The organism is Paraburkholderia piptadeniae (assembly GCF_900007165.1).
Classification (GTDB): Bacteria; Pseudomonadota; Gammaproteobacteria; order Burkholderiales; family Burkholderiaceae; genus Paraburkholderia; species Paraburkholderia piptadeniae.
The window spans coordinates 1-14,906 of the sequence record NZ_CYGY02000076.1 but is presented as its reverse complement, the minus strand read 5'-3'; the positions used below and the strand labels follow the sequence as shown (position 1 = coordinate 14,906).

Here is a 14,906-nt window from a genome sequence, read left to right as displayed (position 1 = left end):
GCCGGGACTCACCCGCGATGATGCTCTTCGTGGCCTCCGCCGCCCGTCGCGCGCTGTTCCTGATGCGGCTGAGGTTGAGGCTGGGGTTGAGGCTGTGGATGCGGCTGCTGCGCCTGCTGCGGCGGGTGGAATTCCGGACGCGGCTGTTGTTGCGGCTGCGGCTGCGGGTGAAATTCCGGTCTCGGCTGAGGCTGCGGATGGAACTCCTGGCGTGCCTGCTGTTGCGGCTGGGGCTGCGGTTGCGGGTGAAATTCCTGTCGCGGCTGAGGCTGCGGACGGAACTCCTGACGCGCCTGCTGTTGCGGCTGGGGTTGCGGTTGCGGATTAAATTCCGGTCGCGGCTGAGGCTGCGGACGGAACTCCTGACGCGCCTGCTGTTGAGGCTGCGGTTGCGGATGAAATGCCTCACGTCCCTGCTGCTGCGCCTGTTGCATCGGGGCCGGCGCTGGCTGTGCGCGCGTCTCCGGCCCGTGCTGAGGCTGCCCCGGCGCGACGCCGGCGATACCGTTCACCGGCCGTGGCGTCCGTTCGTGTTGCTGTAACGCTTGACCGTTCTGCTGCATCGCCGGACCCTGCGGCTGCGCTGCGCCGAACTGCGGGTTGCCGCGTTGCTGGGCCATCGGCGCATGATGCTGCGTCCACGCGGGCGCGTGCTGCTGAGCGTCAGGCATATCCCGACGCTGCGCGCCGCCCGGCTGGCCCGGTTGCGGCTGCATGCCGTTCATCGGATGGCCGCCCGCGAATTGCGGAGGACGCGGCACGCCATTGCCCGGCTGACCCAGCTGACCCGGCTGACCGGGCCGCTCGGGTCGCTGGCCAGCCATCGGCCCCGGCGCAAATCCGCGCCGCGGTTGACCCGGCACGCCACGTTGCTGAGTGTTCATCTGCGGCTCGCCACCCGGCCGTTGACCGCCCGGCGCACCCGCTATCGGCGCACCTGGCATGGCGCCGGGCATCTGTCCCGGTACGTGTGAGCGCACCACCCGCACGTTCGCGACCGGACCGTTGCCATTGAGCGTCTGTCCGCCGAAGTGAGCGGGCACCGAGGTCCGCACCATCGGTTCGCCCGCGCCCGGCACGCGCCCGTGCCCGCCTTGGGCGAAGTTCTGCGCGAGCTTGTCGTGGAACGCCGCCGGTACGCCCGGATTGCGCGTGCCGACAACGGGACGGGTCATCACATTCGCCGGCGGCCGGTAGGTCGCGTTGCGCATCCCCGGTCCGAAGCTCTGTCTGACGGGCGCGAGATTCGGCGCGCCCGCGTTGAAGCGCGCATTGCGCCATTGCGCAGGGTCGACGCGCTGTCCGAAATGGTTCGTCGGCTGTCCGTGGACGAATGCGGTTGCGGGCATCCCTGTGACGGCGCCCGGCGCGCGGTAGTTGATGTACGTGTTGCGGACGTTGTTATGAATATCGACGCGGTTGTCGACGATGACTGTGTTGTTCACGCGCTCGTAATAGCGCGGGCTCCAGTCGTGATCGCGGCCCCAGTGCGGATGCCACGGCTCGCCGGGGCCGAGCGCGAACCACGCGACCCCCGCCGCCGCGACGCCGCCGATCGCGAGATTCACATTCCAGTCGCTGCCGCCGCCATCGCCGACGAACGCGACGAGAGCGGGCGCATACACGGGCGGTTCGCTGACGACGACAGGCCCCGGCACCCACGCCCACGAATCGTCGACATAGGCCCAGCGGCCATAGTGGTAAGGCGCGAAGCCCCACGGCGCGTCGTCGACCCACGTCCAGCCCCACGGCGCCTGCCAGACCCAGTGGCCGTCGCGATAAGGCGCCCATCCCGCGGGCTCCTGATCCGGCATCCACACTTCGCCATACTGCGGCGTGCTGCGCCACGTGCCGTTCGCGTCCAGGTCCTGATAGCCGGGCATTTCGCGCGAAACATAGCGCGCCGAAACCGAGCGGTCCTCGGCGGCGTCGCGGCTGGCCGTCCACTGGTCGAACGGGTCGGCGTTGGGCGTGCCGTTATCGGCCGTCTGCTGAAGGCTCGTGCCCGCGAAGGTGATCTGCTGCCCGGCGGCGACCGGGACCTGGCCGTTGTCGCCGTAGACGGTCGCGCTGCCTCTGCGCACCGTGACCGTCGTGCTGCTGCCGTCCGGTGCGACGTCGACGCGGTAGTCGCCGGGCTCGTTGACGCCCAGCGCGAGATTCGGCGTGTCGATCTCATACGACGAGCCGGGCGCGATCGCGCGCACGTGCGTCGACAGCGTGCCTTGCGCGACCTTCAGCTGCGTGCTGTTGTCGTCGAGATTCAGGATGTCGAGGCTGGTTTGCTGGCCCATGCGCACGGCCGTCGAGCCGATATGCAGCTCCGAGCGCGCGTTTTTGTCGTTCCACAGCTGGTCGCCCGTCGTGAGCGGCCGGTTGACCTGCGCATACGACCAGTCGGACGCGCCCGCGGGCTCGGTCGTGACCGTGCCCGCCATGTAGTTCAGGCGCGCGACGCGTCCGGGCGGGTCGCTATCGGGCGTCGATTGCGCCGATTGCGCGACGTTCGCGGGCGGCGGCGCTTCCTGCGCCCACGCTGTCTGCATGGCGAGCGTCGTCAATGCGCCCGCGACGGCGAGCGCGACGAGAGACGAACGGTGCATCGCGTGGCGTGCCGGATTGTCGGCGCTTCCGGAAGTCCGGTCGGGTGTGGTGAGTGTTTTCATGGTTGTCGCTCCATCGGGCGCGCGCGGCGCGGCACCCTGCGAAATCACTCTACCCGTGGCGCCTGTTTCAAGGCGGTCTCATTTGTAAGCCACTCCGGTGGCGCTGTAACAAAAGTTGTCCTGGCAAATGGCTTGTCAGACGAATCGGTCGTCAATGCGCGAAAAACGCGTCGAAATGACGATGGCCGGCGGGCGTCACGCGCAGGATACGCGGCCGCTCGGAGCGCTCGACCCAGCCTTTCGACGACCACGACTCGAGCAGCGCCGCACCGAGCGCGCCGCCCAGATGCGGCCGGCGCTCGCTCCAGTCCGGGCACGTGCAGGCGAAGCGCCTTCGGCGTGTGCGCTGCCGCGTGACGTCGATGCCCCAATCGCCGAGGAGCGCTGCGCCTTCGGGCGTCGCGTCGAGCGAATCGCCGTGGACGGTCAGCAGGTCGCCGCCCACGAGCCGTTCGTAGACTCGCACGGCCAGTTCGCCTGCCATGTGGTCGTAGCAGGTACGCGCGTAGCGCATGTCGACGGGCACCGTGCGCGCCGTACGCGGCACGGGGCGCTGCGGCACCGTGGCTTCGGCGACGTTGGCGAGCGCCTCGATGGTGGCGGCGATCTCCGCCGACGCAATGCGGAAATAGCGATGCCGCCCGCGCACTTCGAGCGCGAGCAGTCCGCCGTCGGTCAGCCTGGCGAGGTGCGCGCTGGCCGCCGATGGCGAAAGCCCCGCGATCAGCGTCAGTTCACCTGCGGGACGCGCGGTGCCGTCCATCAGCGCCCACAGCATCGCCGCGCGGCCCGGGTCGGCAAGCAGCGCGCCGATGCGACTCAGGCCCGGAAAGTGATTCGGTTCGGAAGGAAGCAGTGCGGCCATGTGGATCTCCTGTCGACCCGAGTTAGCGCTTTGGCAGTTACTCGGGTCCCATGCAAAGCGGTCGACCCGGATTGTCCTTTGGCGCTTGCTCGGGTCCCATGCAAATCAGTGGACCAGAGTTAGCGCTTATCGAGCCCCGTGCGAAGCGGTCGTAGCCAATCGGATCATGCCTTCACTCTACCCGCGATGCGCATTCGATGTTTCAGCGTGTCGTGAACTGTCGCGTGCGCCGCCGCGTCCCGTCGATCTGCGGGCGCGAAGGCCGCCAGGCTAGAATCGGAGCGCTTTCTCCAGTTTTCGAGCGAACGACGCAGTCATGAAAATTCTCTTCTCCGTGGTCGCGGCCATCGTTCTGTGCAGCGCATGCGCGCAGGGCGGGGCGGGCCCGTCGTCGGCCGGATCGGGCAGCATCACGATGTACGGCACGATCGACAAGGGCGTCACCGTCCACAACTGAGGCATCCGGCGGCGCGACCGCTAAAGGCGCGCCGATGATCGCGTGCGCGGTGTGGCAGAAATTGATGCATCATTGGCCTTTCTGCCAAGGCGACCGATGTGACGATGTGCGCATCGTCACCCCGCCGCGAGGCCACCGATGCCGTCACCTTCCGCCGCTTCCGATGTCAGCAGCCGCGCCACGGGCCGCGCCGATCCGCATGGCCGACGCGCCGCGCGTGTGCTCGCCGTCTGCCAGGCGCTTTACACGTCGTCGGTGTCGATCGATCTGACGCTGACGGGCCTCGTCGGCTACACGCTCGCCGACGACAAGTCGCTCGCCACGCTGCCGTTCTCGCTGATCACCGTCGCTGCCGCGCTGACGACCGTATGCGCGTCGTTCCTGATGGCGCGCGTCGGCCGGCGCGCGGGCTTCATGCTCGGCGCGGGCATTGGCGCGGCGGGCGGCGCGGTCTCCGTGTACGCGATCTTTCACCACAGCTTCTGGGCGTTCTGCGTGGGCACGGCCACCGTCGGCGTGTTCCAGGCCTTCGCGCAGTACTACCGGCTCGCCGCCGCAGACGCCGTTTCCGCCGACACCAAGAGCCGCGCGATCTCGACCGTGCTGACGGGCGGCGTCGTCGCGGCCGTGCTCGGACCGGCACTGGCCGCGTGGAGCAAGGACTGGCTCGCGCCCGTCGCGTTTGCCGGCTCGTATGCGCTCGTGACGGGCCTCGCGCTGCTGTCGATGGCGCTCGTCGCCGCGCTGTATCGCGATGCCGCGCCGCACGCGGACGTCGCGACGCGGCGGGAGCCCGCAAGGCCCTGGCGCACGATCGTCCGGCAGCCGATTTTTGTGGCCGCGCTCGCGAACAACGCGCTCGGCTATGCGGTGATGATGTTCGTGATGACGGCGACGCCGATCGCCGCCGTCGCCTGCGGACACTCGATCGGCGATGGCGCGCAGATCATCCAGTGGCATCTGGTCGGCATGTTTGCGCCGTCGTTCTTCTCGGCGCGCCTGATCGCGCGCTTCGGCGTGCTGCGCGTGATCGGTGCGGGCATCGTGCTGTCGGCGCTGTGCGGCGTGCTCGCGTTGCGCTCGACCGATCTGCCGCATTTCTACGCGGCGCTCGCGTTCCTGGGCGTCGGCTGGAACCTGATGTTCGTCGGCGGCACGACGCTGCTCGCGCAATCGTACCGGCCGTCCGAGCGCGCGAAGACTCAGGCGACGAGTGAGTTCACGACCTTCGCGTTCTCTGCGCTCGGCTCGCTATGCGCGGGCCAGATGCTCGCGCATTTCGGCTGGACGGCCATCAACGCGGCGATTTTTCCGTTCCTCGCGCTCGCCGCGCTGGCGGCGCTGGCGTTCGCGTGGTCGCAAAGACGCTCGGTGCCGGCGTCGGGCATGTGAACGGATTCCTTTATCCATGAAAACGGACGACACGATGAACCACGCTTCGAACGCTACCGATCACGAAGAAATCCGCGTCCCGGCACACGACGCGGCTGTGCCGCAGGTTCGCCACATCGTGTTCGCCGTCGCGCCCGAGCTCGTGCTGCTCGACGCATGCGGCCCGCTCGAAGCGTTTCATCGTGCCGAGCTGACGGTGCGGGACGCGAGACGCGTGTCGCCCGGATCGCGCGAGCGCGTCGCGTATCGCACGACGGTCGCATCGATCGACGGCGGCGTGCTCGACACGTTTCCCGGCTTGCCCGTCGTCACGCAGCGCCTCGACGCGCTCGGCGACGAGCCGATCGACACGTTGATCATCCCCGGCATTCCCGTCGACGACGGCCGCTCACTGCAGCCGGCGCTGATCGACTGGATCGCGCGGCGCGTGCCGCAAGTGAGGCGCGTGTGCTCGGTGTGCACGGGTGCGTTCTATCTGGCCGCGGCGGGCGTGCTCGACGGGCGCCGCGCGACGACGCACTGGCGCGACGCCGTTCGCCTCGCCGAGCGCTTTCCGCGCGTGCGCGTCGACGCCGAGCCGATCTTCATCCGCGAGCCGTTGCCGGGCGGCGGCGAGCGGACCGTGTGGACGTCGGCGGGCGTGACGGCGGGCATCGATCTCGCGCTGGCGCTGATTCAGGAGGATTACGGGCATCCCGTCGCGATGCAGGTCGCGCGGCGGCTCGTCGTGTTCATCAAGCGCCCGGGCGGGCAGTCGCAGTACAGCGCGGCGCTGGCGGCGCAAGCATCGGCGGGCGGCGCGTTCGACGGCTTGCACGGCTGGATCGCGTCGAACCTGAACGGCGACCTGTCGGTCGAGCGGCTCGCGGAAGAGGCGCGCATGAGTCCGCGCACCTTCGCGCGCCGCTATGTCGACGAAGTGGGCCGCACGCCCGCCAAGACCGTTTCGGCGTTGCGGCTCGAGGCGGCGTCGCGGGCGCTTGCCGAATCGCGCCGGCCGCTGAAGCGGATCGCGCTGGATTGCGGCTTTGGCAGCGAGCAGAACTTGCGGCGCGCGTTCATGCGCAGCTTCGGCGTGCTGCCGCTCGATTACCGCGAACGCTTCTCGTCGGCGCTGCGCTGAGTGGCGACCGCGCGCTGGCCACGCTTACGCGCGATGCAAAGCAATCTTGCGTCGCCCAGGCCACGTGCAGCGTCCGATAGCACAGCGGCTGCCTTATTGCGCTCGTATAATCGGCTCCTTTCGATAGTTTGTTTGACCGGAGTCAAGATGAGCACGCCTTCCGCAGCGCCGCTGGATCGTTCAGAAACCACGTTCCGCTTCCTCGCCGAACCGACCTCGGTCAATTTCGGCGGCAAGGTGCACGGCGGCGCGCTGATGAAATGGATCGACGAAACCGCGTACGCGGGCGCGGCTGTCTGGTCGGGCCGTTATTGCGTGACGGTCAGCGTCGGCAATATCCGTTTTCGCCGGCCGATTCACGTCGGCAATCTGGTCGAGTTGCGCGCGCGCGTCGTCGCGACGGGGCGCACCAGCATGCATATCCATGTGTCGGTGCACGCGGGCGATCCGAAAGGCGGCGAGCTGCTGCAAACCACCGATTGTCTCGTCGTGATGGTCGCCGTCAACGAGAACGGGACGCCTGTGCCCGTGCCGTCGTTCGTGCCGCAAACCGACGAGCAGAAGCGTCTCGCGAAGTACGCGATGGACGTGAAGGCCGCGCTCGATGCGATCGTCGATCTGAAGCCCGAGGAAGTCGCGAAGGGCAAGGTCTGACGCGCAGCATCACCGGATGCTCTCTTCACGTTTGCGAAGAGAGCATCGCGGGCTTGCAGTAAAAGGTGGCAATAAAGGCTTTAACGAAGGGCTTTAACGCTTCGTGTCGCCGACCATGTCATGCGGCCGCACCCATTCGTCGAACTGCTGCTCCGTCAGATGACCGAGCGCGAGCGCCGCGGCCTTCAGCGTGGTGCCCTCCTTGTGCGCTTTCTTCGCGATCTGCGCGGCCTTGTCGTAGCCGATGTGCGGATTGAGCGCCGTCACGAGCATCAGCGATTCGTTGAGCAACTGATCGATTCGCTCGCGATTCGGCTCGATGCCGACCGCGCAGTTGTCGTTGAAGCTGTGCATGCCGTCGGCAAGCAGGCGGACCGACTGAAGCACGTTGTGCGCGATCATCGGGCGGAACACGTTCAGCTCGAAGTTGCCGCTCGCGCCACCCATGTTGACGGCCACGTCGTTGCCGAACACCTGGCAGCACAGCATCGTCACCGCTTCGGATTGAGTCGGGTTCACTTTGCCCGGCATGATCGAGCTGCCCGGCTCGTTTTCGGGAATCGACAGTTCGCCGAGACCGCAGCGCGGGCCGCTCGCGAGCCAGCGGATGTCGTTCGCGATCTTCATCATGCTTGCCGCAAGCGTCTTCAGCGCGCCGTGCGCGAACACGAGCGCATCGGCGGCCGCCATCACCTCGAACTTGTTCGGCGCGGACACAAAGGGCAGGCCCGTCAGCTTCCCGATCGCCGCCGCGACCTGGCCCGCGAACTGCGGATGCGCGTTCAACCCGGTGCCGACGGCCGTGCCGCCCTGCGCGAGTTCATACAGATGCGGCAACGCCGATTCGATGTGCTTCGCGCACTGGTCGAGCTGCGCGACATAGCCTGAGAATTCCTGGCCGAGCGTGAGCGGCGTCGCGTCCTGCAAATGCGTGCGGCCGATCTTCACGACGTCGGCGAATGCTTTCGCTTTCTTGTCGAGCGTATCGCGCAGCGTCTTCAGCGCGGGCAGCAGATGTTTCGCGATGCCGACAGCGGCTGCCACGTGCATGGCGGTCGGAAACACGTCGTTCGACGATTGCCCGCGATTCACGTCGTCGTTCGGATGCACGAGGCGCGCTTCGCCGCGCTCGCCGCCCATCAGCTCGCTCGCGCGGTTCGCGATCACCTCGTTGAGATTCATGTTGCTCTGCGTGCCGGAGCCCGTTTGCCAGACGGCGAGCGGAAATTCATCGGCGTGCCTGCCTTCGACGATCTCGTCGGCGGCGGCCATGATCGCCTTCGCCTTGGTCGCGTCGAGCACGCCGAGACCCAGGTTCACTTCGGCGGCGGCGCGCTTGACGATGGCCAGCGCCGTGATCAGCTCGGGCGACTGCTTCTCCGTCGAGATATTGAAGTTCTGCAGCGAGCGCTGTGTTTGCGCACCCCACAGCTTCGCGCCCGGCACGGCGATTTCGCCGAACGTATCGCGTTCCATGCGTACATCTTCGGTCATGTTGTACTCCGCTTGGTGACTGGATGGCTTTTCGGGGAAGGTGCGGCAGCGCCTCACAACTGCTCATCGACTGGCAGCAACAAGAATAGACCCGTCAGCGCATTGCGGTAAAAGCCCGCGCCGGGATCGAGGTTGTATTGGTGAATCAGGCCGTTTTCCTCGTCGGTCCAGACGAGCTGCGATTGCGGCGTCGCCGAAGACTTCAGCTTGGCCAGTTCCGACGGCGTCGCGAGCGTCACACAATAGCTGACGGAGGGCGACGTCGCGCGGTCGAAGAGCCGCGCGACGTCTTCGGCGATGGGCGCGCTGTGGATCACGAGCGCGAGCTCCGTGTTCAGATGCGCGGAACGCGGGTCGAGATTCATCGAGCCGATCACGAGCGTCTTGCGATCGATCACGTAGGACTTCGCGTGTAGACTGGCTTTCGAGCGCGAGCCGAAGAGGCCCGCCTCCGGCGTGTTCTCGCCTTGCGTCGGCTTGAACTCGTACAGCTGCACGCCGTGTTCGAGCAGCGGCACGCGATACGGGCTATAGCCGGCCTGCACGGCGACGGCGTCGGTGGCCGCGAGCGAATTCGTCAGCACCTTGACGGTCACGCCGCGTTGCACCAGCTTGCCGAGCGCATCGACGCCCGCCTGGTGCGGCACGAAATACGGCGACGTGACGAGGAATTCCTTTTGCGCGTCGCGCATCAGTTCGACGAGGCGCGTCATAGGCGGGCTCTTGTACTGATCGACGGGCAGCCGCATTTTTTCCGGCACATCGGCCTTGAATTCGGCGGGCGCCCAAACGAGCCCGAGTTCGCCACTGGCGATCTGCGATGCGAGAGGCGTCGCGTTCAGCGGCTTCGCGTTGTACGGGTCCGCGTTCGTGCGCCAGTGCGCGCGCAATTCGTCGCGCATCTGGTCGAGGTCGTGCGGATCGAACTTCTGCTTGTTCAGCACGCGCAGCGGATACGAGCTGGTGTCGTTCCAGAACCTGTCGAAGCTCGCGGAAATATCCGCTGTGATCGGGCCGGCGGCGAGCACGTCGATATCGCGGAACTGCAGCGTCGGACTCGCGCTGAAGTATTCGTCGCCGAGATTGCGCCCGCCGACGATCGCGATCTGGTTGTCGGTGATCATCGCCTTGTTGTGCATGCGCCGCGTGAACGCGCCGACCTCCGTGAAGAAGTTCTCGCTGCGCTGATAGAAGCTCGATTGCGCGCTGCCGAACGGATTGAACACGCGGATCTCGATGTTGTCGTGCGTGTTCAGCGCGGCCATCACGCGGTCAATGTCCTTGAAGTTCAGATCGTCGACCAGCATTCGCACGCGCACGCCGTGATCCGCCGCATAAAGCGCGGCGGCAAGCAGCAGCTTGCCCGTCGTGTCTTCTTCGGCGATGTAGTACTGCATGTCGAGCGTCTTCGTCGCCGCGCGCGCGAGCGCGATGCGCATCTGCAGCGCTTCCGTGCCGTTCGACAGTACACGGAAGCCCGACTGCCCCGGATGCTCGCGTTCGGGTGACGCGAGCGCTGACGAAAGCGGTGTGCTGTCCGTCGTAGGCAATGCGTGCGTGACGGGGCGATCGAATGCAGAGGCGGGCGGGCGAGTCGCACAGGCGGCCAGCAGCGTGGCCGTGACCATGAGCGCGACCGCGCGCATCGGCATCGGGCGTGGCGCGTTGCGCGAGATGCAGATACCAGGTTGCTCTTCGCGATGCTGCAATGCGGCTGCGTCGTTGGTGTTATGGGCCGACACGCTTGTTCCTCCACTTGATCGGCACGGATGGTCGTCGTGGCGTCGTCGGTTTCGACTGAAAATATTCTACGGGGAAACCGTAATGAGGGTCGGTAAGGGACGCGCAATGCGCGTGCCCGGTTTGCGTGCGGCGGCTTGCAGCGGGGAAGCTGATCGAGGGGGACGCGGCGCGCGCGTCGTATCGGCGCGCGGCGTGTTACGCGAGAAAGGCTGAAGCGGCGTCAGACGCGTTCGCTCGCGAGCGCGCCTGTCTCCTGATCGTGTGTCGAGCCTTTCGCGGGACGGCCTGCCCAGTTGCCCGCGAGCATCGATCCCGACAGGTTGTGCCACACCGAGAACAGCGCGCCAGGCAGCGCGGCGATCGGCGTGAAGTAGAGTTTGCCGAGCGTCGCGGCGAGGCCGGAGTTCTGCATTCCGACTTCGATCGCGAGCGTGCGGCATACGGCTTCGTCGAAGCCGAGCAGACGGCCGCCCCAATAGCCGCCGAGCAACCCTATGCCGTTGTGCAGCACCACGCCCAGCATGACCACGAGGCCGACTGACGCAATGCTCCTTTGCGTGCCGCCGACCACGGCCGCGATGATCAGCAGGATCGACACCATCGACACGAGCGGCAACACGGGCTCGACCTTGCGCACGAGCTTGCCGAACAGATGGTTGACGACGAGGCCGATGGTGATCGGCAGCGCGACGATCCGCAGGATGCTCATCAGCATGCCGTGCACGTCGACGGCAATCGACGCATCGACATACAGGCGCGTGAGCAGCGGCGTCGCGAATACGCCGACGAGCGTCGACAGCGCGCTGATCGTGACCGACAGCGCGACGTCGCCGCGCGCCAGATAGATCATCACGTTCGATGCGGTGCCGCTCGCGACGCTGCCGACCAGTACCATGCCCGCCGTCAGATCGGGCGGCATGCGCAGGGCCTTCGCGATCACCCATGCGGCGAGCGGCATCACGAGATAGTGCAGCACGATGCCGGCGATCACGGGCGCGGGACGCGTGAACACGCGGCGGAAGTCGTCGATGGAGAGCGTGACGCCGATCGACAGCATGATGATCGTGAGCAGCGTCGTCACATGCGGCGCGATGCCCGTCACGGACGACGGCGAAAAGTAGGCGGCAAGCGAGGCCAGCACGGCCCACAGCGGGAAGAGACGGGTGACGCGGGCAAGCATGTAAGGCAGTCCTCTTGTGTTGTCTTCTGATGGTTTGGGCTGATGCCGCCGCGCGCGGGATCACGCGTGCGCGCGGCATGAGACGCCGCAGCGGCGCATGCGGGCGGCTTGGCAGCATGGGGGCGGGCGTCGTGCGATACGGCGTCGGTGGCCGGACGCGAGCCAGAGCGTGCCCTTGTGGGGACGGGAAGGCGGCCGCCGCGCAACGCGGATCGCGCGCTGGGCTAACGGGCGGCAGCCAGGCGTGGCATTTTACCTGTGGCGGTCACGCTCGACGCACGGTTGGTTGCGCGTGCAACACAAAAGCGAGGAGGGTATGCGAGCGTGGTGCTTGCGATCGAGCATGCCGCCAGAGGGCGCGTCGCGAAGAATGCATGCGCACGCTCGCACGGCACGCGAGGTCTCGGCGTCCGCGCTCAGTTCGCCGACGCAGTCTCGCGGCGGTTCATCGCGTGCCGGCTCATCTTGTGAAAGCGCAGCGTCATCAGCAGCGCGACGCTGGCGAGCCCCGCCGCGAGTCCCCACCACAGGCCGCGCGCGCCGAGCCCGAAGTGAAACGCGAGCGTATACCCCGTCGGGAAGCCGATTCCCCAATAGCCGAACGCGGCCGCGATCATCGGAATGCGCGTGTCCTTCAGTCCGCGCAGACAGCCGGAGCCGACCGTCTGCATGCCGTCGACGATCTGGAAAATGGCGGCCACGCCCAGCAGCGAACTCGCGAGCGCGACGGTCGGCGCGTTGGCGGGATCGTCGAGATGCAGGTACAGCCCGACGATGAAGTGCGGCGCCGTGATCAGCAGTAGGCCCGACAGGCTCATGAAGCCCACGCCCAGCCCGAGCGCGACGAAGCCCGCATGGCGCGCGGCAAGCGGCTGCCCGGCGCCCGACCAGAAGCCGACGCGCACGTTCGCCGCCTGGCCGATCGCGAGCGGCACCATGAACGCCACCGACGCGACGTTCAGCGCGATCTGGTGCGCCGCCAGTTGCGACTCGCCGAGCAGGCCGACCATCAGGCCCGTCGCGAGAAACAGCGTCGATTCGACGCCATACGTGATCGCCACTGGCCAGCCGATGCCGAACAGCTCGCCCATCAGCGGCACGTCGGGGCGTGTGGCCGTCACGAAATGCCGGAAGCGCGGGCGCAGATGCAGCAGCCCCATCAGCGTGAGCGCGGTGAGCCACACGGTAATCGTCGTCGCGCCCGCCGAGCCGAGGAAGCCAAGGCGCGGCAGCCCGTACGCGCCGTGGATCAGCCCGTAGTTCAGGAACGCGTTGACGAAAACGCCGCCGATCGACACCCACAACAGCCGCCGCGCGGCGCCGATCGCGGGCAGGAACGAGCGCATCAGGCCGATGCCGATCAGGCTGCCGGGCGCGCCCCAGCGCAGCACCGCGCAGTATTCGCCGACGTTGTGCGCGAGCAGCGCCGGCTCGCCGAAGGCCATCAGGATGGGCGCGGCGAACGACAGCAGCACGAACGCGGGCACGGTTAGCAGCAGCGACAGCAGGAAGCCCGTCCAGTAGATGTGCGGCACGCGGTGTTCGGCCTGCGCGCCGCGCGCATGCGACACGCTCACGCTGACGGAGGTCAGCACGCCTTGCAGCAGCGTCACGACGACAAAGAACAGGTTCGCGCCGAGGCCGCCTGCCGCGAGCGCGTCGGGTCCGAGCGAGCCGAGCAGGACGGTATCGGTGACGCTCATCGCCATCTGCGAAAGCTGCGCGATGGCGAGCGGCGCGGCAAGGCGCGCCGTATCGGCGGCGTGGCGCGAAAGCGTGGGCGGCCCGCTGAGCGCGCGGGAGATTCCGGTTGGATTCATGGTTCCGGGTGCTGGATGCGCGAAAGCGCGAAACGCGCGCCAAACCGGTTGGCCGGATCAGGCGGATTGAACGGGTGAGGCGCGCGGGATATTTTTTTCTGTGCGAGCGGACAGCTTATTGCGGGAACGCGGCGCTGTCGATCAACAGGCACATTTTTGGTGCGGTCTTGAAGCGGTCGCCGGATGCGGGCTGCATATTCATGCCGCCTCACGGACGACGCATGCGAGCGTCATCCCTCGTGGACGGCGATCCGCGTATCGCCGAGCAGCACGACCTGGCCCGCGCGGATTTTGCAGGTTTTGCGCGTTTCGACCTGGCCGTCGACGGTGACGGCGCCCGACGCGACGATCACCTTCGCCGATCCGCCGCTGTCCGCGAGGCCAGTAATCTTCAGCAGATTGTGGAGTTCGACGTAATCGCCGGTCAGTGTGAAATCGAGGTTGGGCATGTCGGTTGCGATGGACGGGGCGTCGGCGAAATCGTGAAAAAAAGCGCGTGAAAAAAGCGCGTGGAAGAAGCATGTGAAAAAAGCGCTTCGCATGATAAGCCATCGCGTCTCGTGCGCGGTGCATCGACGCGAGCGCGTGGCGTCGGACCGGGCAAGTGCAAGCAGATGTTATTCAGGTGTCAGGAAATGAAACGTTGAGTAACAGCCTGCTTTCGTGGCGAACTTCACTCGCGAAAGCTCGGTCTGTGGAATAGCCTGCTGCATTTTGCAATGGGCGAACAGCGCGGGCGCGTCGCCGCCGATTGGCAGCCACACGACGCCCGCATGCCGACACTGACAACCTTCAGAGAGGATAACCATGACACAGCTTCGTACGCTCCTGATCGGTACCGCCCTGACCGCGTTTGCGTCGACGGCCGCATTCGCCCAGACGCCTGCTCAACCGGCTGCTGGCCTGTCCGGCCAGGCCCAGGTCCAGACGCAGGCGCCCGCCGAGGCACCCGCTGCGCAAGGCGTCCAGATGCCGGCGCCCGCGCCGCAGAATCTGACCGCGCCGGGCTCGACGGACCCGCTCGTTCAGAAGCGCAACGCGGACGCCGAGGCGAACGCCGAATATCGCGCGCAAAAGAAGACGTCGAAGGCACAGATGAAGGAGCAGCAAAAGGCCGCCAAGGACGAGTACACGAACCAGGTCCGCAACGCCAGGTTGAATAAAAAGGCCGACCGCGCGGCCGCATCGAACGAACTGAAGTCCGAGATGCAGGGTCAGTCGACGGGCGCGGCAGCGTCGGGCGAGGCGCATAACTGAGGCTCACGCAGGCCTTGGCCGTTTCGACGTTCGAGCAAGAGCCCGGTGCGCCGGGCTTTTGTTTTGCGCCTGTTTCTTGCGCTGGTTGTCCGGCGCTCGACACCTGGCGTCCGCGCGGAAAAATGGGGCGCTTGTCTTCGCGGGTTGTATGGATATAAGGGCTATCCACTTAGCACCACCTGAGAGAAAATGTCGGTGTGAGCGAATTCCAGCCTACCCCGACCGCCGGCGTCGACTACCCTCGGACGTGGAGCC

12 protein-coding genes are annotated in these 14,906 nt (G+C 66.9%); 5 read left to right on the top strand and 7 right to left on the bottom strand.

The genetic code is table 11. From position 1 onward, the window contains the following. Nucleotides 1-8: 8 nt before the first annotated feature. Together BN2476_RS35985 and BN2476_RS35980 are read right to left on the bottom strand one after the other, a co-directional pair. A complete protein-coding gene (locus tag BN2476_RS35985) occupies nucleotides 9-2,666 on the bottom strand; it encodes a DUF6600 domain-containing protein (RefSeq protein ID WP_162849286.1) in 2,658 nt (885 codons plus the stop codon). A 151-nt stretch (nucleotides 2,667-2,817) separates the two neighbouring features. Next, complete coding sequence (locus BN2476_RS35980) at nucleotides 2,818-3,531, bottom strand: ArsR/SmtB family transcription factor (protein WP_087738958.1); 714 nt, start codon at nucleotides 3,529-3,531, stop codon at nucleotides 2,818-2,820. Between the two features lie 316 nt (nucleotides 3,532-3,847). Between BN2476_RS35980 and BN2476_RS47340 the strand changes: the two genes are divergently transcribed. From BN2476_RS47340 to BN2476_RS35965, 4 genes are all read left to right on the top strand, one after another. Beyond that, complete coding sequence (locus BN2476_RS47340; RefSeq protein ID WP_162849285.1) at nucleotides 3,848-3,988, top strand: hypothetical protein; 141 nt, start codon at nucleotides 3,848-3,850, stop codon at nucleotides 3,986-3,988. A 138-nt stretch (nucleotides 3,989-4,126) separates the two neighbouring features. Beyond that, the gene (locus tag BN2476_RS35975; protein WP_087738957.1) at nucleotides 4,127-5,380 is read left to right on the top strand and encodes an MFS transporter; all 1,254 of its coding nucleotides are present in this window, start codon (nucleotides 4,127-4,129) and stop codon (nucleotides 5,378-5,380) included. 34 nt (nucleotides 5,381-5,414) lie between these two features. Further along, nucleotides 5,415-6,503, top strand: a complete 1,089-nt coding sequence (locus tag BN2476_RS35970) for a GlxA family transcriptional regulator (protein ID WP_235851114.1) — start codon at nucleotides 5,415-5,417, stop codon at nucleotides 6,501-6,503. 147 nt (nucleotides 6,504-6,650) lie between these two features. Further along, the gene (locus BN2476_RS35965; protein ID WP_087738956.1) at nucleotides 6,651-7,157 is read left to right on the top strand and encodes an acyl-CoA thioesterase; all 507 of its coding nucleotides are present in this window, start codon (nucleotides 6,651-6,653) and stop codon (nucleotides 7,155-7,157) included. 93 nt (nucleotides 7,158-7,250) lie between these two features. On the opposite strand, the gene fumC is transcribed toward BN2476_RS35965, so the two are convergent. The 5 genes from fumC to BN2476_RS35940 all read right to left on the bottom strand — a co-directional run bounded on the left by fumC (nucleotide 7,251) and on the right by BN2476_RS35940 (nucleotide 13,843). Continuing rightward, complete coding sequence (gene fumC, locus BN2476_RS35960) at nucleotides 7,251-8,651, bottom strand: class II fumarate hydratase (protein WP_087738955.1); 1,401 nt, start codon at nucleotides 8,649-8,651, stop codon at nucleotides 7,251-7,253. A 53-nt stretch (nucleotides 8,652-8,704) separates the two neighbouring features. Then, nucleotides 8,705-10,393: a phospholipase D family protein gene (locus tag BN2476_RS35955; RefSeq protein WP_087738954.1), complete on the bottom strand. Its 1,689-nt coding sequence runs from the start codon at nucleotides 10,391-10,393 to the stop codon at nucleotides 8,705-8,707. Between the two features lie 221 nt (nucleotides 10,394-10,614). Further along, the gene (gene panS, locus BN2476_RS35950) at nucleotides 10,615-11,574 is read right to left on the bottom strand and encodes a ketopantoate/pantoate/pantothenate transporter PanS (protein WP_087738953.1); all 960 of its coding nucleotides are present in this window, start codon (nucleotides 11,572-11,574) and stop codon (nucleotides 10,615-10,617) included. Nucleotides 11,575-11,990: 416 nt separating this feature from the next. Next, the gene (locus BN2476_RS35945; protein ID WP_087738952.1) at nucleotides 11,991-13,394 is read right to left on the bottom strand and encodes an MATE family efflux transporter; all 1,404 of its coding nucleotides are present in this window, start codon (nucleotides 13,392-13,394) and stop codon (nucleotides 11,991-11,993) included. Nucleotides 13,395-13,624: 230 nt separating this feature from the next. Beyond that, nucleotides 13,625-13,843 (bottom strand): RNA-binding S4 domain-containing protein, encoded by a 219-nt coding sequence (locus BN2476_RS35940; RefSeq protein ID WP_012400207.1) that lies wholly within the window; start codon nucleotides 13,841-13,843, stop codon nucleotides 13,625-13,627. A gap of 358 nt (nucleotides 13,844-14,201) precedes the next feature. Between BN2476_RS35940 and BN2476_RS35935 the strand changes: the two genes are divergently transcribed. Next, nucleotides 14,202-14,651, top strand: a complete 450-nt coding sequence (locus BN2476_RS35935) for a hypothetical protein (RefSeq protein WP_087738951.1) — start codon at nucleotides 14,202-14,204, stop codon at nucleotides 14,649-14,651. The last annotated feature ends 255 nt before the right edge of the window (nucleotides 14,652-14,906 follow it).

What these genes read in the sequence shown, in the direction of transcription:
- BN2476_RS35945 (WP_087738952.1), bottom strand. Translation starts at nt 13,394, where the DNA reads ATGAATCCAACCGGAATCTCCCGCGCGCTCAGCGGGCCGCCCACGCTT.
- BN2476_RS35975 (WP_087738957.1), top strand. Translation starts at nt 4,127, where the DNA reads ATGCCGTCACCTTCCGCCGCTTCCGATGTCAGCAGCCGCGCCACGGGC.
- BN2476_RS35935 (WP_087738951.1), top strand. Translation starts at nt 14,202, where the DNA reads ATGACACAGCTTCGTACGCTCCTGATCGGTACCGCCCTGACCGCGTTT.
- BN2476_RS35970 (WP_235851114.1), top strand. Translation starts at nt 5,415, where the DNA reads ATGAACCACGCTTCGAACGCTACCGATCACGAAGAAATCCGCGTCCCG.
- panS (WP_087738953.1), bottom strand. Translation starts at nt 11,574, where the DNA reads ATGCTTGCCCGCGTCACCCGTCTCTTCCCGCTGTGGGCCGTGCTGGCC.
- BN2476_RS35940 (WP_012400207.1), bottom strand. Translation starts at nt 13,843, where the DNA reads ATGCCCAACCTCGATTTCACACTGACCGGCGATTACGTCGAACTCCAC.
- BN2476_RS35985 (WP_162849286.1), bottom strand. Translation starts at nt 2,666, where the DNA reads ATGAAAACACTCACCACACCCGACCGGACTTCCGGAAGCGCCGACAAT.
- BN2476_RS35965 (WP_087738956.1), top strand. Translation starts at nt 6,651, where the DNA reads ATGAGCACGCCTTCCGCAGCGCCGCTGGATCGTTCAGAAACCACGTTC.
- BN2476_RS35980 (WP_087738958.1), bottom strand. Translation starts at nt 3,531, where the DNA reads ATGGCCGCACTGCTTCCTTCCGAACCGAATCACTTTCCGGGCCTGAGT.
- fumC (WP_087738955.1), bottom strand. Translation starts at nt 8,651, where the DNA reads ATGACCGAAGATGTACGCATGGAACGCGATACGTTCGGCGAAATCGCC.
- BN2476_RS47340 (WP_162849285.1), top strand. Translation starts at nt 3,848, where the DNA reads ATGAAAATTCTCTTCTCCGTGGTCGCGGCCATCGTTCTGTGCAGCGCA.